Origin of the sequence: Candidatus Accumulibacter phosphatis, assembly GCF_000024165.1 — a bacterium.
GTDB lineage: Bacteria > Pseudomonadota > Gammaproteobacteria > Burkholderiales > Rhodocyclaceae > Accumulibacter > Accumulibacter phosphatis.
In genome coordinates this window covers 2,744,371-2,762,443 of the sequence record NC_013194.1, presented here as the reverse complement: position 1 = coordinate 2,762,443, position 18,073 = coordinate 2,744,371, and the positions used below count along the sequence as shown (strand labels likewise).

The 18,073-nt window shown below is 65.0% G+C and carries 20 protein-coding genes; 7 read left to right on the top strand and 13 right to left on the bottom strand.

Translation table 11 applies throughout. The features are described from left to right. Window positions 1–55: 55 nt before the first annotated feature. Window positions 56–574, top strand: a complete 519-nt coding sequence (locus CAP2UW1_RS12030) for a hypothetical protein (protein ID WP_015766884.1) — start codon at window positions 56–58, stop codon at window positions 572–574. Window positions 575–639: 65 nt separating this feature from the next. Here the strand turns inward: CAP2UW1_RS12030 and CAP2UW1_RS12025 are convergent, their stop codons facing one another. The 4 genes from CAP2UW1_RS12025 to CAP2UW1_RS12010 form a co-directional block, all read right to left on the bottom strand. Further along, window positions 640–1,146, bottom strand: coding sequence for a DNA-deoxyinosine glycosylase (locus tag CAP2UW1_RS12025; RefSeq protein ID WP_015766883.1), 507 nt, complete (start codon window positions 1,144–1,146; stop codon window positions 640–642). Beyond that, window positions 1,146–3,065, bottom strand: a complete 1,920-nt coding sequence (htpG, locus tag CAP2UW1_RS12020; protein WP_015766882.1) for a molecular chaperone HtpG — start codon at window positions 3,063–3,065, stop codon at window positions 1,146–1,148. Before htpG ends, CAP2UW1_RS12025 begins: the two co-directional genes overlap by 1 nt. Window positions 3,066–3,179: 114 nt before the next feature. Next, window positions 3,180–3,746 (bottom strand): transcription elongation factor GreB, encoded by a 567-nt coding sequence (greB, locus tag CAP2UW1_RS12015; RefSeq protein WP_015766881.1) that lies wholly within the window; start codon window positions 3,744–3,746, stop codon window positions 3,180–3,182. 140 nt (window positions 3,747–3,886) lie between these two features. Further along, entirely contained in the window at window positions 3,887–4,207 is a 321-nt protein-coding gene (locus tag CAP2UW1_RS12010; RefSeq protein ID WP_015766880.1) for a hypothetical protein, read from the bottom strand. Between the two features lie 66 nt (window positions 4,208–4,273). Here CAP2UW1_RS12010 and CAP2UW1_RS12005 point away from each other — a divergent pair, with 66 nt between their 5' ends. The 4 genes from CAP2UW1_RS12005 to CAP2UW1_RS11990 are packed head-to-tail and all read left to right on the top strand — an operon-like array spanning window position 4,274 to window position 6,431. Then, window positions 4,274–4,972, top strand: coding sequence for an AzlC family ABC transporter permease (locus CAP2UW1_RS12005; RefSeq protein ID WP_015766879.1), 699 nt, complete (start codon window positions 4,274–4,276; stop codon window positions 4,970–4,972). Next, entirely contained in the window at window positions 4,969–5,316 is a 348-nt protein-coding gene (locus CAP2UW1_RS12000; RefSeq protein ID WP_015766878.1) for an AzlD domain-containing protein, read from the top strand. Before CAP2UW1_RS12005 ends, CAP2UW1_RS12000 begins: the two co-directional genes overlap by 4 nt. Before the next feature lie 31 nt (window positions 5,317–5,347). Next, window positions 5,348–5,557, top strand: a complete 210-nt coding sequence (locus CAP2UW1_RS11995; RefSeq protein WP_015766877.1) for a DUF465 domain-containing protein — start codon at window positions 5,348–5,350, stop codon at window positions 5,555–5,557. Between the two features lie 40 nt (window positions 5,558–5,597). After that, a complete protein-coding gene (locus CAP2UW1_RS11990) occupies window positions 5,598–6,431 on the top strand; it encodes an alpha/beta fold hydrolase (protein ID WP_015766876.1) in 834 nt (277 codons plus the stop codon). Here the strand turns inward: CAP2UW1_RS11990 and CAP2UW1_RS11985 are convergent. From CAP2UW1_RS11985 to CAP2UW1_RS11960, 6 genes are all read right to left on the bottom strand, one after another. Continuing rightward, window positions 6,412–7,305: a DMT family transporter gene (locus tag CAP2UW1_RS11985; RefSeq protein ID WP_015766875.1), complete on the bottom strand. Its 894-nt coding sequence runs from the start codon at window positions 7,303–7,305 to the stop codon at window positions 6,412–6,414. The two genes, CAP2UW1_RS11990 and CAP2UW1_RS11985, sit on opposite strands and share 20 nt — an antisense overlap. 261 nt (window positions 7,306–7,566) lie before the next feature. Further along, window positions 7,567–8,967 carry a patatin-like phospholipase family protein gene (locus CAP2UW1_RS11980; RefSeq protein ID WP_015766874.1) on the bottom strand — a complete coding sequence of 467 codons (1,401 nt, stop codon included), beginning with the start codon at window positions 8,965–8,967 and terminating at the stop codon, window positions 7,567–7,569. A gap of 275 nt (window positions 8,968–9,242) precedes the next feature. Beyond that, window positions 9,243–10,127, bottom strand: coding sequence for an endonuclease/exonuclease/phosphatase family protein (locus CAP2UW1_RS11975; protein ID WP_015766873.1), 885 nt, complete (start codon window positions 10,125–10,127; stop codon window positions 9,243–9,245). 34 nt (window positions 10,128–10,161) lie between these two features. Further along, window positions 10,162–11,619: a hypothetical protein gene (locus CAP2UW1_RS11970; RefSeq protein ID WP_015766872.1), complete on the bottom strand. Its 1,458-nt coding sequence runs from the start codon at window positions 11,617–11,619 to the stop codon at window positions 10,162–10,164. Then, the gene (locus CAP2UW1_RS23815) at window positions 11,616–12,257 is read right to left on the bottom strand and encodes an SRPBCC family protein (protein ID WP_015766871.1); all 642 of its coding nucleotides are present in this window, start codon (window positions 12,255–12,257) and stop codon (window positions 11,616–11,618) included. Before CAP2UW1_RS23815 ends, CAP2UW1_RS11970 begins: the two co-directional genes overlap by 4 nt. Before the next feature lie 5 nt (window positions 12,258–12,262). Further along, complete coding sequence (locus CAP2UW1_RS11960; RefSeq protein ID WP_015766870.1) at window positions 12,263–12,853, bottom strand: MarR family winged helix-turn-helix transcriptional regulator; 591 nt, start codon at window positions 12,851–12,853, stop codon at window positions 12,263–12,265. A 117-nt stretch (window positions 12,854–12,970) separates the two neighbouring features. Between CAP2UW1_RS11960 and CAP2UW1_RS11955 the strand changes: the two genes are divergently transcribed. Next, the gene (locus CAP2UW1_RS11955) at window positions 12,971–13,216 is read left to right on the top strand and encodes a thioredoxin family protein (RefSeq protein WP_015766869.1); all 246 of its coding nucleotides are present in this window, start codon (window positions 12,971–12,973) and stop codon (window positions 13,214–13,216) included. A 379-nt stretch (window positions 13,217–13,595) separates the two neighbouring features. After that, entirely contained in the window at window positions 13,596–14,228 is a 633-nt protein-coding gene (locus tag CAP2UW1_RS11950) for an MBL fold metallo-hydrolase (protein WP_015766867.1), read from the top strand. A gap of 66 nt (window positions 14,229–14,294) precedes the next feature. Here CAP2UW1_RS11950 and CAP2UW1_RS11945 read toward each other — a convergent pair whose 3' ends face one another. The 3 genes from CAP2UW1_RS11945 to odhB all read right to left on the bottom strand — a co-directional run bounded on the left by CAP2UW1_RS11945 (window position 14,295) and on the right by odhB (window position 18,066). After that, the gene (locus CAP2UW1_RS11945; protein ID WP_015766866.1) at window positions 14,295–14,969 is read right to left on the bottom strand and encodes a PEP-CTERM sorting domain-containing protein; all 675 of its coding nucleotides are present in this window, start codon (window positions 14,967–14,969) and stop codon (window positions 14,295–14,297) included. A 306-nt stretch (window positions 14,970–15,275) separates the two neighbouring features. Next, complete coding sequence (gene lpdA, locus CAP2UW1_RS11940) at window positions 15,276–16,712, bottom strand: dihydrolipoyl dehydrogenase (RefSeq protein WP_015766865.1); 1,437 nt, start codon at window positions 16,710–16,712, stop codon at window positions 15,276–15,278. Window positions 16,713–16,803: 91 nt separating this feature from the next. Beyond that, window positions 16,804–18,066 carry a 2-oxoglutarate dehydrogenase complex dihydrolipoyllysine-residue succinyltransferase gene (gene odhB, locus CAP2UW1_RS11935; RefSeq protein WP_015766864.1) on the bottom strand — a complete coding sequence of 421 codons (1,263 nt, stop codon included), beginning with the start codon at window positions 18,064–18,066 and terminating at the stop codon, window positions 16,804–16,806. Window positions 18,067–18,073 lie beyond the last annotated feature (7 nt).

The following is an 18,073-nucleotide window of genomic DNA, read 5'->3' as shown; positions in this document are numbered from 1 at the left end:
CGTCACCTCCGCACGATGGGTGGCGGCTCCCTCATCCGCGCTACAGGAGACCCCCATGCACAGAAGTTCATTGATCATCGCTTCCGTCGCTGCCGCTCTGCTTGCCCTGCCAGCCATGGCACAGCCTGGCCCGGGGATGGGTGCGGGGGCCGGTATGGCTGGCGGCGGCGCGGGCCCGGGGATGCGTCCGGCGACCGACTGCACCGCTGCGACCAACCCGGAGCAGTGCAAGGCGCGCCAGGAAGCCCACCAGAAGGTCCTCGAGGCCTGCCGCGACAAGCGCGGCCCGGAGCGTCGGCAGTGCATGCACGCGCAGGCGCAGAAGACGGACTGCAGTCAGGCGCGCAACCCGCAGCAGTGTGAGCTGCGCAAGCAGGCGTACGCAGCGTGCCAGGACCAGGTCGGGCCCGCGTTCAAGCGCTGCGTGCAGGAGAAGATGCCGCCGGTCGACTGCAGCAAGTCGGTCGACCCGGCGCGTTGCGTACAACACCAGAAAGCGCGCGAACTGTGCAAGGACAAGAGCGGGCCGGAGCATCGCCAGTGCCTGCGTGACGCCCTCGCACCCGTCAAGTGATTCGGCGGGTCGGGGCAGCCGTGGCGGTCAGCCGCGGGCTGTTCCGACCCCCGCCACGGGCGGTATCAGTCACCGCCCTGGACGCCCAATCCGGCCCGCCAGAGCGCAAGCTTGCTGGCGAAGGCGAGCGTATAAGCCGGACTGGTCGATGGCAGGACGGCTGTTGTGTAGCCTCGTTGCGCGAACCAGGGGGTAAACTTGCCGGCCGTCCGGCCATTGAAGCAGACACGTCCGAGTTGCGGCGCGGCGTGCGCCAGGCCTGCAAAATCGTTGGTCTCGGGTGACTGGATCGCCGCATCGAGCGCACCTTGTCGCCGACACTGGCGATAGACATCCCACACGCCGATGCGATGCGCCAGCAGGCAGCGCTGCTTGTCGAGGTAGTCGAGTTCGGGCAGCGGTTCGCCGAGCAGAAGACCGAGCACACGCCAGAACTGGTTCTGGCGGTGCGCATAGTAGTGTTGCCCGGCGAGTGATGCCGGCGACGGGAAGCTGCCGAGAATCAGCGTTCTGACGCCGGCATCGAGAATCGGCGGCAGACCGAAAAGCAGCTCCGGTCTGCCATCGCGCATCAGCGACCGCTACCCAGCGAGAGAGCGAGCATCAGGTCGTTGATGCGCTTGACGAAGCCCGCCGGATCGTCGAGCGAGCCGCCTTCGGCCAGCGTCGCCTGCTCGAGCAGCAGGTTGGCCCAGTCGTCGAAGCGCGTTTCTTCGAACTTGAGACGCTGCACCGCCGGGTGCTTGGGGTTGATCTCGAGGATCGGCTTGCTCGCCGGCGCCTGCTGGCCGGCAGCCTTGAGGATTCTCTGCAGGTTGCCGCCAATGTCGAACTCGTCGGCGACAATGCAGGACGGCGAGTCGGTCAGGCGATGCGTGACGCGAACGTCCTTCACCTTGTCGCCGAGCGTCGCCTTCACCTTGTCGAGCAGTTCCTTGTACTCGTCGGCGGCCTTCTCCGCTTCCTCCTTTTCGGCCGCGTCCTCAAGCTTGCCGAGGTCGAGTCCGCCCTTGGCCACCGACTGCAGGGGCTTGCCGTCGAACTCGGTCAGATGCCCCGACACCCACTCGTCGACACGATCGGAGAGCAGCAGCACTTCGATGCCCTTCTTGCGGAAGATTTCGAGGTGCGGGCTGTTCCTGGCGGCGGTGAAGGTTTCCGCGGTGACGTAGTAGATCTTCTCCTGTCCCTCCTTCATGCGCCCGACGTAGTCGGCCAGCGAGACGCTCTCCTCGGGCGTATCGGCATGCGTCGAGGCGAAGCGCAGCAATTTGGCGATGCGGTCCTTGTTGGCAAGATCCTCGCCGACGCCTTCCTTGAGGACGCGACCGAATTCCTTCCAGAACTTCGTGTACTTCTCCTTCTCGGCGACATCGTCGCTGTCGGCGAGCGCTTCGAGCATGCCGAGCACTTTCTTCACGCAGCCACCACGAATCGTCTCGATATCGCGCGACTGCTGGAGGATTTCACGCGAGACGTTGAGCGGCAGGTCGCTGGAATCCACCACACCGCGCACGAAGCGCAGGTACAGCGGCATCAGCTGTTCGGCATCGTCCATGATGAACACCCGCCGCACGTAGAGCTTGATGCCGTGACGCGCCGTACGTTCGAAGAGGTCGAACGGCGCCTTCGCCGGCACGTAGAGGAGCTGGATGTACTCCTGCTTCCCTTCGACACGCGCATGGACGTGCGTCAGCGGGTCCTCGAAATCGTGCGCGACGTGCTTGTAGAACTCGTTGTACTGCTCCTCACTGATCTCGGACTTGGGACGCGTCCACAGCGCCGACGCCTGATTGACCGTCTCGTCTTCATCGGTGACCACCTGTTCCTTCTTCTCCTCGCTCCACTCCTCCTTCTTCATCACGATCGGCAGCGTGATATGGTCGGAGTACTTGCGAATCGTCTGGCGAAGCTTCCAGCTCGACAGGAACTCGTCTTCACCTTCGCGCAGGTGCAGGATCACTTCGGTGCCCCGCTGCGCACGTTCGATCATCTCGATCGTGAATTCACCCTCGCCCGCCGATTCCCAGCGGATCGCCTGGCTGGCTTCGAGGCCGGCACGCCGCGAGATCACGGTCACCTTGTCGGCGACGATGTACGAGGAATAGAAGCCCACCCCGAACTGCCCGATCAGGTGTGCGTCCTTGGCCTGATCGCCGGTCAGCGCCGAGAAGAACTCGCGCGTGCCCGACTTGGCGATCGTTCCGAGGTGCTCCACTGCCTCGTCGCGCGACAGCCCGATACCGTTGTCGGTGATGCTCAGCGTCCGCGCCTCCCTGTCGAAGGCGACGCGGATCTTCAGCTCGGCATCCTCGCCGTAGAGCGCAGCGTTGTTCAAGGCCTCGAAGCGAAGCCGATCACAGGCGTCGGAAGCATTGGAAATCAGTTCGCGGAGAAAGATCTCCTTGTTGCTGTACAGCGAGTGGATCATCAGGTTCAGCAGTTGTTTGACTTCTGCCTGAAAACCAAGTGTCTCCTTTTGGGCGCCCATTGAAAACTCCATGAAAAGCGTTGATCGAAAGCGAATGCATCCGGGTGACAGTGTGCTCAGCGCACAGTGGGCCTGAAATGGGGATGTTCGGGCCTTTTTCAAGCCCCGTCGGGCTTATTCCTCGATGCGCCGGTAGTCGACGGCGACGACTTCGACCTGACGCCAGCCAAGCGGGCTATGGAAACGTACCGTATCGCCCTCGCGCGCCTTGAGCAGCGCGCGCGCCAGGGGCGACACCCAGCTGATGTGCCCGCGCGCCGAGTCGGTCTCGTCGACGCCGACAATCTGATAGGTGTTTTCCAGCCCCTGCTCGTCGCAGATCGTCACGGTGGCGCCGAAGAACACCTGCTCGGTGTTCTCCCGCCTCGCCGGGTCGACGATTTCGGCGAGATCGAGACGTCTGGTCAGGAAGCGAATTCGCCTGTCGATCTCGCGCAGCCGCCGTTTGCCGTAGATGTAGTCGGCGTTCTCGGAGCGGTCGCCGTTCGACGCCGCCCACTGGACGACGCCGACGACCTGCGGCCGCTCGACGCGCAGCAGGTGTTCGAGTTCGCTCCTGAGCCGCGCGTGTCCGCCCGGCGTGATGTAGTTGCGGGTTCCCGGCGGTAGCCCGAATGCCGGATCGGGACTCTCGTCCTGATCGTCGTCGCCCGCCCCTGGTGTGCTGAATTCCTTGTTCATCGGTAGTCATTCTCCGGCCGATGATGGCCCTGGCGGCCTCCCGCTCGGGCCAGGCCTGCCGGGCAATTTCCCGTACCGACGGGGAAAAAAGAAGCGGCGCGGGCCGTCAGACCCACGCCGCAATGCGCACTACCAAACCGTCAATAGCCGATATTGAAGGCGGCGACGTCGATACGGACCGTGTCGCGCCCCAGGGCGAGCGCCGTATAGCGAGCAAAGCGCGCCGCCCAGTCCTTGCCTTCGATGAAGCGCTGCTCGCCGCCATAGCGGGCGACATTGAGGATCTTGTCGATGATCAGGACCTTGCCCATCGGATTGCTGGGCTCGCATTCGAGGTCGGCGAATTCCTTGTCAAACCAGCGGCGCGCCTCTTCGGGAGAACCTGCAGCAAGTTCGGTATGGGAGAACTTGAACTCGTACTGCCGCTCCCGCCCAAACGAAACGATAATGTGATAAACCATCTGCCTCCTTCCGGCGGTGTCTCAAGGTTACAATTCCATCCTCTATTCTATTCGCAAAAGCGCCCCATGCCGCAAGTCCCGAGCACGCGCGTCGAGTTTATTGCCGGCCTTCGTGCCTTCGCTCCGCTGAGCATGAGTATCCTTCCCTTTGGCATGGTTTGCGGCGCTGCCGCCAGCACTGCCGGCATGACATCCGCACAGGCGCTGGCGATGAGTTGGGTGATCTTCGCCGGCTCGGCGCAGATCGCCGCGACGCAGCTTTATGCCGGCGGTGCGCCGCTCCTGGTGATCCTGGCGACCCCGACGATCATCAACCTGCGTTTCCTGATGTACGGCGCCTCGCTGGCGCCGCATTTCGGCACGCTCGACCGCCGCCGGCAGGCGCTCATCGCCTACCTGCTGACCGACCAGGCGTATGCGCTGACCGTCGTGCGCTGCGCCCAGACGACAGACCGGCGGAATCTGCACTGGTTCTATTTCGGGCTGGCCGGAGCCACGTGGCTGTGCTGGCAAATCGCGACGATTGTCGGCGTCCTGCTTGGCAGCCTCGTACCGGCGAACTGGTCGCTCGACTTCATCGTACCGCTGACCTTCATCGCCATGCTCGTGCCCCTGCTCGCCGATCGCGCGATGGCTTTCGCCGCAGTCGTCGGCGGCACCGCCTCGGTTCTGCTGGTGCTGCCACTGAGGCTCAATCTGATTGCCGCAGCGTTGATCGGCGTCGGTGCCGGCCTGGCCGCCGACCGCCTCGGGAAAAGAGCGTGAGCGTCGCCGACGCGGCGGGCAGCGACGTGTTCGTCTGGTCGATGATCGTCGGTATCGGCATCGCCACCTTCCTCATCCGCTTTGCCCCGCTTGCCCTGCTGGCGCACCTCGACCTGCCTGAGTGGCTGCGGCAGGCCCTGCGCTATGTGCCACCGGCGGTGATGGCGGCAATCATCGCGCCACCGTTGTTTTTTGTTGGTGGCGCGCCTACCATAGGTCCTGAACTGCCGCGCGCCGCCGCCGCCGCACTGGCAACCGTCGTTGCCTGGCGAACGCGCAGCACCTGGCTGACCGTGGTCCTCGGCATGCTCGCCTTGTGGGGCCTGCGAGCTCTGGTCGGCTAGCCGAATCACCATCCTACGGACATCCGCAACCATGCTCACCGAAGAACAGATCACCGAAACCCGCGCCATGCTGCATGAGCTTCACATCGAGCATCGTGACCTCGATCTGGTGATCGATCATCTGCTCGTCAGTCCGCCCCCCGACGATCTCCTCGTCCGCCGCCTGAAGAAGCGCAAGCTGCTGCTCAAGGATCGCATCACGCACCTCGAGCACCTACTGACGCCCGACGTTCTCGCCTGAGTGCCAGCGCGTCGCCGTACCGAGCAGCCGGAAACCACGCATGGAGCTCAGCGTAGCGGGGAGGCGCTGTCACATCGCCACCGGCGGACGCTCGTTCAATCCCGGCGCAGCGCTCTGGCCACCGCTCGTCCTCATCCACGGCGCCGCCAACGACTGTGATGCCTGGCGGACAGTCGCCGGCGGCCTGACCGCCGCCGGCTGTGCCGTACTCGCCCCCGACCTTCCCGGCCACGGCCTCTCGAACGGACCGCCGCTGCGCAGCATCGAAGCCCTCGCCGAATGGCTACCGGCGCTGCTCGACGCCGCCGACGTGGCGCAGGCCATCCTGGTCGGCCACTCGATGGGCTCGTTGGTCGCCCTCGAATGCGCGGCACGGCATCCCGCGCGCGTCGGTCGGCTGGCGCTGCTTGGCGCCGCCGCCCCGATGCCGGTTGCCGATTCCCTGCTCAGCCGCTCCGAAAGCGACCCCGACCACGTCTACCGATTGATGACCGAGTACTCGCTGACGGCACCGTTCCAGCTAGCCGGCGGCGGTGGCCACGGCATCTGGGGACCCGGGGTGACGCTGGCGATCATGCGCCGCAGCCCGCCGGGCGTGTTGGCAATCGACCTCGCCGCCTGCAACGGCTACCAGAACGGCCTGGCGGCGGCCGCCCGGGTCGCCTGCCCAACACTGCTGCTGGTCGCCGGCCGCGACCGCATGACGCCGCGCCGCAATTTGTCGCCACTGCAGTCGGCGCTGCCGCAGGTCCAACGCCTCGAGATCGCCGCTTGCGGGCACGCGATGATGAACGAGCAAGCGCAGGCGGTGGTCAGGAATCTGCTGACCTTCCTCGCCGCCACCGCCGCGGCCGTCACCCCGGCGCTTTCGTAGACTCCCCTGCACGCGCCAGAACGACGACGGCGGCGAGGATGATGGCGCCGCCGGCAATCTGCCAGCCACCGACTGCCTCGGCCAGAAAGGTCGCCGCGAGGACGACGGTGACTACCGGCTCGAGCGTTGACAGCGTCGCCGCGTCGGCAGCCCCCAGGCGCGCCATGCCGGCAAAAAAGGTGATCATCGCCACCACCGTCGACAACACGACAATGCCGCCAACCGCTGCCCAGGCTGCCGGTGACGTCGGAAAAGCCGGCCCCCGCCAGAGAACAATCAGCCCGTAGCCGAGCGCCGCCGACAGCATGATCACGGTCGCCGACGGGATCGCCCCGGCCACCGGCGTCACGCGCTCGCCGACCAGTATGTAGACCGAGTAGATAAGTGCCGCACCGACGCCGAGGAGAATGCCGATGGGGCTGCCGGCCAGGCTGCCGCCGACGGCCAGACCAGTACCGAGCAGTGCGGCCGCTACGGCAAGGATACGCAAGAGCGACAGACGGCGTCGCGCCAAGAGGGCCGAGAGGACGGTGACGATCGCCGGGTACAGGTAGAGGAGCAGTGCGGTGAGGCCGGCTGTGGCGTGCTGCAGCGCGGCGAAATAGCAGAACGACTGCCCCAGATAACCCACCCCGCCCATCGCCATCAGGGCCAGCAGATTGCCGCCACGTGGCCATCGCAACCGGCGCCACTGCATCACCGCGGCCATCGTCAGGCCGGCCAGCGCGAAACGCAGGAAGAGCATGCTTGGCAGGTCGACACCTGCGGCGTAGGCCAGCTTGGCGAAGATCGGCATCGCGCCGAAGCCCGTCGCCGAAGCGACGATACAGGCAAGGCCGACGAAGCGCGTGCGCGCAACGGGATCAGCGATCAACAGCAGGGACTCGCAGATGGCGCGGCGCTGGCGCCACGTGAAAAAACAGCCGGACGGCCCGACGGACCATCCGGCGCTACGGTGTTTCGCTCGCTGCGATTATAAAGCGCTGCGGGGCGCTGCCGAAAGGACGCCACGCCTTCGGCGAAGCCGACCGGGTAGCACACGCCACGGTGGTGGCCATGCCGCTCCAAATGGTCGCAAATGGTCGCCCGGTCACTACTGCCCGCCTCACCACGGCGAGGCTTTCCGGGCAAGCCCCTACGCGAGAAAGTTCAGGGCCATCTGGCGCCCCATCTCCATCTTGCCGAGCAGGAAGTTCCGATCATTGACAATGCGCGCGCCGGCGGTGAGACCTTGCATCTCCGATGGCAGCTTGATGGTACCCCATCCGATGTGCCGGTACGGCCGGACGATCCGTTCAACGAGTGCTTCCACGTCCACGCTGCCTGTCCGCGCGTCAATGCACTCATCCCACTCGTCGTCGCTCTCCCTGAACGCCGCCAGCAAGCGTTTGCTGGCGGTGGAGGTCAGGTCCTGCAGCCGCTGGCGCAAATCAACCCTGAGGTTCTCCAGATCCTGGTCGGACGACCTGAGCATACCGCTCTCGACCCACAGGTTTACCTTTTTCATGAAATCCACCTGCTGCTCGACGACCGCGTTCTGCCACAGTTCCTCGCGCCGATCCTCGCGTTCGGCAAAGCTGACCGGAATAGCGGGGCACTCCTTCGGGAACACCTCGACCATCCAGATCTGGTTGACCCTCGCATCCAGCAGGCCTTCGAGCGGTGGGTTCTCGGACCAGGCGCCGTCGAGGTAGGTCCCCGCATGGCGACCGCGCTCGACGGTTGTCATGCCGTTCATGAAGTCGATCGAGCCGGACGCCATGATCCCCTGACGCATGTAGTCCGCTGCCGCCCGGATTGCCGCCTCGCGATCGTTCCCGTGATACTTCAGCGCCTTGATCAGCTCGTCGAAGAAGTCCTCATCGGTGATGTGCACGTTTTCGCTGTCGACCACGCGCGTGGCGCCAACGACCAGATGCGGCCGCCCTTGGTCCGCCCGGAAAGCAGCCTGCGCCGCATCCAGATCGAGAGCTGCCTGTGGATCGGCCGGCTGCACATAGCGTGCGAAGAGCAGGCGGATGCTCTCCTCGGGCTTGACGTAGGCATCGACCCACGCTTCGAACTCGCCGTGCAGCCACTTCACGCTAACGTTGTCCTTCCACCAGAAATAGATCGGATTCGACGACCACAGGTGGTCGACCATCTTCATGAAGTCGCCCGTCGCCTGGTTCGGGATCATCCCGTTCGCATTGTGAAGCCATTGTTTGACGAGCGTGCCGTGGGCCTTGCTCATTCGCTCCTGCATCGTCCCGTCGTCAGCGGCCAGCGCATGCCGCCAGCACACGGCGGCGGCGAGCGCGCCCGCGGAGGTGCCGGAAAATGCGGTGATGTCGTGATTCTCGAAGGCACGTTTCTCGAGCAGGCCGGCCACCACGCCCGTCGCAATCGCCCCCGCGAGAAACGAGCCCCCCTGAAGCGCCAGTCCAACCTTCTGCTTGCCGCTGCCTGTCGGCTGCACGGCCGTCGCCCGAATGCGCCCGGCAGGGTTCCCTTGCGCCACGCCAACTGCCGTTGCGGAAGTCGTCTTCGTGTTCATGATGTTCTCCCAAGAAGAGCTGCGGTCTCGCTCACGGGCACGGCCACGGAAGCCGGCACCGGCAACACCTGACAGCAGGATCGGCTGACAACTCCCGACCCAAAGTACCATAAGACCCATTATAGCCGATGGTTACTTGCTCTGCCCTCGGCCTGCCGGCCCAGCGCTCGGAGTCTCCAGCCCGGTACTGCAGACATCTCGCCAGCAGCATGCACCGTCGTCATACACGGCGTCGGCCAAGGCTTGCTGGCAGCCGACGGCCCGCCAACCGGCGATCACTCGGGTGCTGGCATCTTGACGGCCAACTCTTCCGGCGCCCTGGCCGCGCCGCGCAGGCGCGGCCGCACGGCATCCAGTTCGAGTTCGGCAATCAAAGGAGCATGGTCGGAACAACGCGCCCAGGCCAGCCCCTGCGGTACCTGCATATCGAGGACCCGGAAGCCGCGCACGTAGATGCGGTCGAGCGTCAACCAGGGGGCGAAACTCGGGAAGGTGCGCGACACCCCGGACTGCGCGTCGCTCGCCGGCCGCCACGACAGCAAGCGGTCGAGCAGGCCGCCTTCCGGCGGCGGCGAAGTCGCGGCAACGGCGACCTCCTGCACGCCAAGGCGGTCGCGCAACAGTCCATCGACGCGTTGCTGCCAGTCGTTGAAATCCCCGGCGATGATCAGCGGTGCGCTGGCCGGCACCTCGCGCTGCACGAAATCGGCGAGGAAGGTCGCCTGGCGGACGCGACTGCGCTTGATCAGGCCGAGGTGTACGCAGATCAGGTGCACCTCACGGCCGCGGCCGCGGCCAAGGCGCGTGACCGCGTGCAGCAGACCGCGTTTCTCGAGCGCGTGATCCGAGATGTCGTGATTGGCGGATTCGGTGATCCGGTGACGCGAGAGGATCGCGTTGCCGTGGTGGCCGTGCGGATAGACGGCGTTCATGCCGTAGGCACGATGCGCGTAGGCGCCACTGGCCAGAAAATCGAGTTGCGTGCCGAACGGATACCCGGGGTGGTGGGCCAGGCGCTCGTTGCGATCCTGTACCTCCTGCAGAAAGACGATGTCGGCATCGATCGCCTCCAGCGCCAGACGCACGTCGTGAATGCGCGGTCGCCCCCGGATCCCGGTGACGCCCTTGTGGATGTTGTAGGTGGCAACCCGGAGCTTCATGGCGGAGTCAGACAAGTGGCGGCGTGCGCGAGGCTCACGGCGGATGCTCGAAGTAGCGATCGAAGAGCGTTGGATCGTCGAAATGGCGCCGCCCGACAAATGCCGTCGCGTGGCGCCCCCATTGTCGCATCTGCCCAGCGCTGGCGATACCCATCGGCCAGAAGTAAAAACGTTCGAGCCGCTCGCTGCCGGCGATCAGGCCATCCGGCGCGAAAGCGCTGCGCGTGCCACCGTCGGGTAGCGGCAGCGAACGTAGCTGATCGTCGTCGCGCAACGAGAGGACGATGGCCTTGTCGTCGTCGTTGCCCTCCATCTCGGTTTCCGCGCGCTGCAGGTAGTGCGTAGCGGCAGCGAGCCTGAGGACGACCCGTTCGTTGGCGGCCGGTGAGCGAAGCGTCTGGACGACGAAGAGACCTTCCTCGATACCCTTCACTTGCGGGCGCGCGCGCACTCGCTCGGTCGGCAGGAACAAATGATAACAGCCGCAGGGATGAATCGTGTCGTAGACCAGCGCCGTGCCGTCCGCGTCCAGCGTGACGCGCCAAAGCAGGCCGTCGAGCCGACCGGCGAGAAGGTCCATCGCCTGCTGACGTGGCCGGGCGGCGAACCAGACAGCGTAGGTGAGCTGCAGCAGCCAGCGCCCACCGAGCCGGGTATGGCCCGTGCGGACATACAGCACCGGTTCGTTAACGTCGACGCCAACCTGCAGCCGCCGCGGCTCACGCCGCCAGACGAGCGCGCCAGGACGATCATCGTCACCCGCGGTCTCGATCTCCAGGGTCGGCGCGTGACGGGCGACGAGGCTTGCCAGCGCGCTCGGCGAGACTACCGGCAGACCGAGTTCCGGCAACTGCCGCAGCGTCGGCACCATGTTCTGCGGGCCGCCGACGATGTAGCGTTGCCGTCGATGACGGGCCGGATCGTCATCGCCGTACGCGGTGAACTCGTCCACGGTTTCACGCTGCCAGCGCCGGATGCCGGCGGCGAAGGCATGCCGCGTCAGCGGATAGAGGCCCCAGGCGCGCATCGCGCTCGAGTAGTCGTCGGGAACCTGCGCGGCCTCACGCAGTGAAGCCGCCTCCTCCTGATCGGCACGCGCAAGCAAACGCCGGCAGACAGCGAGCGGCGCGACGGCGGCGACATCGTCGCTGCCGGCGTTGCCCAGCTCGATGCGCCGGGAGTCGTCGTCGAGCAAGGCCAGCGCTGCATACCATTGCCGGGCAAGTGACGGCCCGGCGTCGGCCGCGTCGGCCAACGCCGCCAGGGCACGGTCGACGCGCAGGTAGGGAAAGCCCGCAACGCGCGGCGCCAGCGCATCACGCGTCCCCGCCGCATCGATCAGCGCGTCGTTCGCCCGGAACAGGCGCGCACAGTCACCGAGCGCATCGTCTCGCTGCAGACGTTGCGCAACCGGCGCCTGCGCATACGGGTCGAGGGCGGCACAGCCGGCCAGCGTCAGACTTGCCAGCGCCAGGAGGAGAAGGTGCATCATCCCCCACGCTCGGCCAAGTAGGCGTGTCGCCGCTCGATCTCGCGCAGCATCGCCTCGAACTGCTCGCGCATCGTCCGTCGCACGGCACCGACCCCGAACAGCGAGCCCACCAGCGGTGGCAGCGGCTGTGCCAGCTCGAAGCGGGCGTCGTAGTCAAGGCGCACGCCGGAACGGTCGAGAACGCGGATCGGTGTCAGCCCGTAGCGACCTGTGAAGCTGCGCAGCGTCGACCCGCCGGTATCCACGGGACCGGGTGCCATGCGCGCTACGACAAGGCTGTAGGGTGTGTGCTGGACGGCCAGGCGAACCTGCACCGGCAGATCGACAAAGAACACCGAGAAGACGCCGACCTGCTCGATCGTCAGCTCGTTGCCCGCCCGCGCGAGGACGCGCGCGCGGGTGACTCCGGGGACGAACTCGCGCAGGCGCTCATAGTCGGTCAGGGTCTCCCACACCACTCGCTGATCCACCGCAAGCTGGGCCGAGGCGCGGACCACATAGGTCTCGCCGTCGAGCGCCACGTCGACCTGGACCGGTGGCGTGCCCTGGGCGGCAACAGCGAGGGCGACGCCGAACGCCAGAGCACCGGCCAGCAAAGCATGCCGGCGCGCGCCACCGCGGACTCCGGCTTGCCTCATCGGTCTCAGCGGTGGATCGAGAGTCTGTCGGCAGCGCTCATCCGGGTATCCGGAGAGGTCCACTCGCGACAGATCTTGATCGTCTGCTCGACGGCAAGGGCCTCGCCAGTCAGCCCGCAGCGGTAGTCGCCCTCGTCGCCGAGAAAGTGCGCGCATTGCCGACACTGCCCGAAAGCCTGCTTGCCGTTGAGTCGCTGCAAGGCGCTGAGCACGCCACGCAGGTCGTTACCAAATGCCTGCGCGTCGCCACCGGCGGTAGCCAGCGCTTGGTCGAGCCGCTGCGACCAACTGGCGTTCAGCACCGCCTCGCCGGCAGCGCTCAGCGTCAGGTGGATTCGCTTGCCGTGGCGGTCATCCGGCGTCCGGGTGATCAGCCCCTTGCGTTCGAGAACCGTCAGCGTCTGCGAGACGGTCCCGCGCGTGATGCCAAGGTAATCGGCAACGGCAATCGACAGGTCGCTGTAGCGATTGGCCTGCGCCAGGTAGCCGAGGACCTGCATGTGTACCGGCAGCAGTCCGTGCCGGGCAGCGTCGTCGCGAACCAGTTGGTGAATCAACGCGGCCAAGCGTTCGAAGACAAACACGGTCGGGGTCATGACGATAATGTATCGTCATGACGTATCTCTTGACAAGCCGGCCAGGCGAGCGCTAGAGTTCTACATGTATCGACTCGATACATGGAGAACCTTTCATTCACGCCACAGGAGCACGCCATGAGCCAAGCGACAAGTCAAGCCATCTTCTTCCACGCCGGCTGCCCGGTCTGCGTCGCCGCCGAACAACAGTTTGTCCAGGCGCTGGATCCCACGCGCTACCGGGTCGAGGTGGTTCACCTGGGAGAGGCCGCGGGCCGCGTCAGCGAAGCGGAAAGCTTCGGCGTCCAGTCCGTTCCGGCGCTGGTGATCGACGGGCAGGCGTTTCACATCAACTTCGGCGCGCCGCTGTCGGCTTTGAAGTGAGCCGCGTTTCATGGCTGTTCGCGACACTCTCGATAACGGCAATCAGCCCCCCGTGGCGAGTGCGCCGAAACCTATGAAGCCGCCGGCAGGCAGCGACGGCACCGTCCGCAAGGCGTTACCCGTCGATTGAAGTCGGCGTCGTCGCCTTGCGGCTTTGCGCCAGTCACGTCGAGCAGTTGCACCCGCCCGTCTCTGGCCAGCAGTTCGGCCAGCGCCGGCAGGTGCAATGCCGGTCAGCGAATCGGCGTCGGCCACGGTGCAGGATTCGGCGTGGCGCCAAGTCCCGGTCGGGCGTGGCGGCCGCAGCCGGCGGCAGTGTCGGGCACCGCTCTGCTATACTTCCGCCTCTCGTCAATCGCTCCCCGCCCAAGCGCCAACCATGAAATACCAGATCATCCCGGTCACTCCTTTCGAACAGAACTGCAGTCTGCTGTGGTGCGAGCAAACCAAACGCGGCGCCGTGGTTGACCCGGGCGGCGACGTGTCGCGCATCCTGCGCGCGGTCGAGGCGAACGGCGTGCAACTCGAGAAGATCCTGGTCACGCACGGGCATATCGATCACGCTGGCGCTGTCGCCGAGCTGGCGGCACGCCTATCGCTGCCCATCGAAGGACCGCAGTGCGAAGACAAGTTCTGGATCGACGGCATGCCGGCGCAGAGCAAGATGTTCGGCTTCCCGAACGTGCGCGCCTTCACTCCGGACCGCTGGCTCGAGCAAGGAGACAGCGTGAGCTTCGGCAACGTTGAAATGGATGTCCTGCACTGCCCTGGCCATACGCCCGGCCACGTCGTCTTCTTCGACAAGCGCGGGCGGCTGGCGGTGGTCGGCGACGTGTTGTTCCAGGGATCGATCGGCCGCACTGACTTTCCGAAGGGCGACTTCGACACCCTGATTTCGTCGATTCGGCATCGTCTGTGGCCACTCGGCAACGACGTCGCCTTCATTCCGGGCCATGGACCAATGTCGACCTTCGGCGCCGAGCGGCGCAGCAACCCTTTCTGCGGCGACTAGCCCCCCGGCACCGCCAGCCGCGCCGAAAGAGGCGTGCCCCCGGGCAGTGGCTGGCGGTCGCGCCGGTCAGAGCGCTTTCCGTCTCCGCACAGACCATCCCAGCAAGCCTACGCCAAGCATCAGCAAGGACGTGGTCGTCGGCAGCGGTACGGCCGAGGGGACGACAGCGGCGTTGATGTTGTAGGAGAAACCCTCGAAACCAAGAAACCCGGTCGGCTGAAATCCGCTCACGGCGATGTCACCGAGGCTGATGCGACCAGTGAGGGAAGCAAGTGAGAGTACGCTTCCGCTACAAAAAGTATCCGGGGGGAATGGGTTGGTACACGGGTGATTGTCACCACGGAGTGCATCGCCGATGACCTCGACGGAATAGGTCGGGAATTCAAAGTCAGGTGGCGGAATTGGCGTGCTGCTAACCACGACTACGGGCTTAATGAAGCGGAGCCACTTCGACTCGGACACGAACGTACCGAGGCTGCCTGTCGGGTCGCCATCCTGGAAATACTTCCACCAGTAGTGTGAAAGCTCGGCGTCGAACTTCCCGGATACCGCGTAGGTTCCGGGAGTTCCCCCAAAAAATCCCGGCGTGTAACTGACCGTACTGCCGCTGCCGATCGCGTAGTGCCTGGTTTCGGTGTCGACACCGAAATCCGTGATGAAGACCGCATTTGCCGTGCTTGCGGCGAAGATGCCAACCGCCATGGCGACATTGCGCAACGCGCGCGCTACTCTCTTGCTCATGTTTCTTTTTCCTTATTAACGATTCCCTGGAAATGCGTTAAGCATCCTGCTCCATCAGGCAGCGGCAGAGGCTGGGCCGTTCTCCATGCCGAAACCCGAACGGAACACCTGGCGGGCGAAAGCAACATCCGCGCCAGACCACGTGCTTTTTGCAGATCGTGAGCACTATTAATTGTTTGCGCGACCCGAGGACACCTGCGAAGCGGCTTGGGCTGTGACACGTGTAAGAATTCTCGACATCGTCATGGCGAAAAAAAAACGAGGTGCGGAGCACCTCGCTTCTGGCAGGCAGGGCCACGACCCCGCCTAGAAGTGCAGCGGCCGTTTGTCGCAGGCAAGTGCCGCCTCGTGGACGACTTCCGAGAGCGTCGGGTGCGCGTGGCAGATGCGCGCCAGATCTTCGGAGGCTGCACCGAACTCCATCGCCACGACACCCTCCGAGATCAGCTCGGAGGCATTCGCACCGATGATGTGCACCCCGAGAATGCGGTCCGTCTCGGCGCAAGCCAGCATTTTGACGAACCCTGTCGGCTCGCCCATGCCGAGCGCACGGCCATTCGCCGCGAAGGGTATCTTGCCTGCCTTGAAGGCGATGCCTTCGGCCTTCAACTGCTGCTCGGTCTTGCCGACCCAGGCGATCTCGGGGCTGGTGTAGATTACCCACGGGATGGTATCGAAGTTGCAGTGACCCGACTGACCGGCCATCATCTCGGCGACCATGACGCCCTCCTCCATTGCCTTGTGCGCGAGCATCGGCCCCGCCACGACGTCGCCGACCGCCCACACACCTGGAAGGTTGGTCCGGCAATGCGAATCGACTTCGATCTGCCCACGCTCGGTGAGTTTCAATCCGACCTTCTCGGCTTGCAGCCCGTCGGTATTCGGGATGCGACCAATCGAGACGATGAGTCTATCGGCGTCGAGCTTCTGCGCGCTACCGTCCTTGTCCGTATAGTCGATCGAGACACCCTTCTGCGAGACCTTGACGTCGCCGATTTCGATGCCGGTGATAATCTTCAGACCCTGCTTGGCAAACACCTTGGCCGCTTCCTTGGCGATATCGACGTCCGTCACCGAAAGGAAGTCGGGCAACGCTTCGAGGATCGTCACTTCCGCGCCCAGACGGCGCCAGACGCTGCCCATCTCAAGGCCGATGACGCCGGCGCCGATGACGGCGAGCTTCTTCGGTACCGCGTCGATATCGAGCGCGCCGACATTGTCGCAAACAATCTCGTTATCGACCGGCACGCCGGGCAGATGGCGTGCCTTCGAGCCCGTGGCGACAATCACCTGTTTCGCCTCGACCATTTCCTGACCCACCCGCAACTGCCACACCTCGCTCTCGCCGGATGCCTTGCGGCCGACGAAGGCGCCATGCCCGTTGAGCAGGGTGACCTTGTTCTTCTTGAACAGTCCCTTGATGCCACTGGTCAGTTGCTTGACGATGGCGTTCTTGCGAGCGCTCATCCTGGCCACATCAATGATTGGCGCACCAACACAGATGCCTTGATCGGCAAAGTTGTGACCAACCTCCTCGAAGAGGTGCGAGGTATGCAGCAACGCCTTGGACGGGATGCAACCGACGTTCAGGCAGGTCCCGCCAAGGCGCGGCTCGCCCTTGGGATCGGCGTAGGGGTTGGACTCGCAGCAGGCGACACTGAAACCGAGCTGCGCCGCCCGAATGGCGGCAACATAGCCGCCGGGACCACCACCGACAACAACGACGTCAAATTGCTTGGACATGATTAGTTTCCCTTTCTAACCGCAGAGACACAAAGGCACAGAGATCGCACAGAGACAAGTCTCTGTGTCTCCGTGCCCCGGTGGTGAGTGGTTAAACGCCGAGCAGCAGGCGAGCTGGATCTTCCAGCGCCTCCTTCATCGTTACGAGACCCAGCACCGCCTCGCGACCGTCGATGATGCGATGGTCGTAGGACATCGCCAGATAATTGATCGGGCGAATCACGATCTGGCCATTCTCGACGACCGGACGGTCCTTGGTGGCGTGGATGCCGAGGATCGCCGACTGCGGCGGGTTGATGATCGGCGTCGACAGCATCGAGCCAAAAACGCCGCCGTTCGAGATCGAGAAGGTGCCGCCCGTCAGATCCTCCATCGACAACTTGCCGTCCTTGGCCTTCGCCCCGAACTCGCCAATCTTCTTCTCGATATCGGCAATGGTCATCTGATCCGCATCGCGCAGGATCGGTACGACCAGACCGCGCGGACTGCCGACGGCGATACCGATGTCGATGTAGCCGTGATAGACGATGTCGTTGCCATCCACCGAAGCGTTGATCACCGGGAACTTCTGCAGTGCGGCGACGGCCGCCTTGACGAAGAAACCCATGAAACCCAGACGCACGCCATGCGCTTTCTCGAAGCGATCAGCGTACTGCTTGCGCAGTGCCATGATCGGACCCATGTTCACTTCGTTGAACGTGGTCAGGATCGCGTTGGTTGCCTGCGACTGCAGCAGGCGCTCGGCAACGCGCGCGCGCAGGCGCGACATCGGCACGCGTTGCTCGGGGCGGTCGCCCAAAGGCACGGTCACGGCAGGTGCCGGTGCCAGGGCGGGAGCGGCGCCGGTGGACGGTGCAGCCACCGACGCGGCGCTGGCCACCGGCCTGGCCGCCGGAACCTGGATTGCCGGCGCCTGTGCGGCCAGCGCATCCGACTTGGTCACCCGGCCGCCACGTCCGGTACCAGCAACATCGGCGGCGGCGATGCCCTTCTCGTCGAGGATCTTGCGCGCTGCCGGCAAGGCGGTACCCGCCGCCGTCGCGGCGGCTGCCGCTGCGGCTTCGGGTTGCGCGGGTGCCGTCTTGGCGGCTGGTGCTGCGACGGCGCCAGCCTGGGCCGCAGTGTCGATACGCGCAATGACCTCGCCCGAGACAACCGTATCGCCATCGCCCTTGACGATCTCCACCAGCACGCCAGCATCCGGTGCCGGCAGTTCGAGGACGACCTTGTCGGTCTCGATGTCGATCAGGTTCTCATCCCGCACAACGGCTTCGCCCGCCCTCTTGTGCCACGAAACCAGTGTCGCTTCAGCGACCGATTCGGAAAGCTGTGGAACTTTGACGTCGATGATCATGTTTACT

Excerpts from the sequence above, each read along its gene's own strand:
- CAP2UW1_RS12030 (WP_015766884.1), top strand. The coding sequence starts at position 56 with ATGCACAGAAGTTCATTGATCATCGCTTCCGTCGCTGCCGCTCTGCTT.
- CAP2UW1_RS12025 (WP_015766883.1), bottom strand. The coding sequence starts at position 1,146 with ATGCGCGATGGCAGACCGGAGCTGCTTTTCGGTCTGCCGCCGATTCTC.
- htpG (WP_015766882.1), bottom strand. The coding sequence starts at position 3,065 with ATGGGCGCCCAAAAGGAGACACTTGGTTTTCAGGCAGAAGTCAAACAA.
- greB (WP_015766881.1), bottom strand. The coding sequence starts at position 3,746 with ATGAACAAGGAATTCAGCACACCAGGGGCGGGCGACGACGATCAGGAC.
- CAP2UW1_RS12010 (WP_015766880.1), bottom strand. The coding sequence starts at position 4,207 with ATGGTTTATCACATTATCGTTTCGTTTGGGCGGGAGCGGCAGTACGAG.
- CAP2UW1_RS12005 (WP_015766879.1), top strand. The coding sequence starts at position 4,274 with ATGCCGCAAGTCCCGAGCACGCGCGTCGAGTTTATTGCCGGCCTTCGT.
- CAP2UW1_RS11995 (WP_015766877.1), top strand. The coding sequence starts at position 5,348 with ATGCTCACCGAAGAACAGATCACCGAAACCCGCGCCATGCTGCATGAG.
- CAP2UW1_RS11990 (WP_015766876.1), top strand. The coding sequence starts at position 5,598 with ATGGAGCTCAGCGTAGCGGGGAGGCGCTGTCACATCGCCACCGGCGGA.
- CAP2UW1_RS11980 (WP_015766874.1), bottom strand. The coding sequence starts at position 8,967 with ATGAACACGAAGACGACTTCCGCAACGGCAGTTGGCGTGGCGCAAGGG.
- CAP2UW1_RS11975 (WP_015766873.1), bottom strand. The coding sequence starts at position 10,127 with ATGAAGCTCCGGGTTGCCACCTACAACATCCACAAGGGCGTCACCGGG.
- CAP2UW1_RS11970 (WP_015766872.1), bottom strand. The coding sequence starts at position 11,619 with ATGATGCACCTTCTCCTCCTGGCGCTGGCAAGTCTGACGCTGGCCGGC.
- CAP2UW1_RS23815 (WP_015766871.1), bottom strand. The coding sequence starts at position 12,257 with ATGAGGCAAGCCGGAGTCCGCGGTGGCGCGCGCCGGCATGCTTTGCTG.
- CAP2UW1_RS11960 (WP_015766870.1), bottom strand. The coding sequence starts at position 12,853 with ATGACCCCGACCGTGTTTGTCTTCGAACGCTTGGCCGCGTTGATTCAC.
- CAP2UW1_RS11955 (WP_015766869.1), top strand. The coding sequence starts at position 12,971 with ATGAGCCAAGCGACAAGTCAAGCCATCTTCTTCCACGCCGGCTGCCCG.
- CAP2UW1_RS11950 (WP_015766867.1), top strand. The coding sequence starts at position 13,596 with ATGAAATACCAGATCATCCCGGTCACTCCTTTCGAACAGAACTGCAGT.
- CAP2UW1_RS11945 (WP_015766866.1), bottom strand. The coding sequence starts at position 14,969 with ATGAGCAAGAGAGTAGCGCGCGCGTTGCGCAATGTCGCCATGGCGGTT.
- lpdA (WP_015766865.1), bottom strand. The coding sequence starts at position 16,712 with ATGTCCAAGCAATTTGACGTCGTTGTTGTCGGTGGTGGTCCCGGCGGC.
- odhB (WP_015766864.1), bottom strand. The coding sequence starts at position 18,066 with ATGATCATCGACGTCAAAGTTCCACAGCTTTCCGAATCGGTCGCTGAA.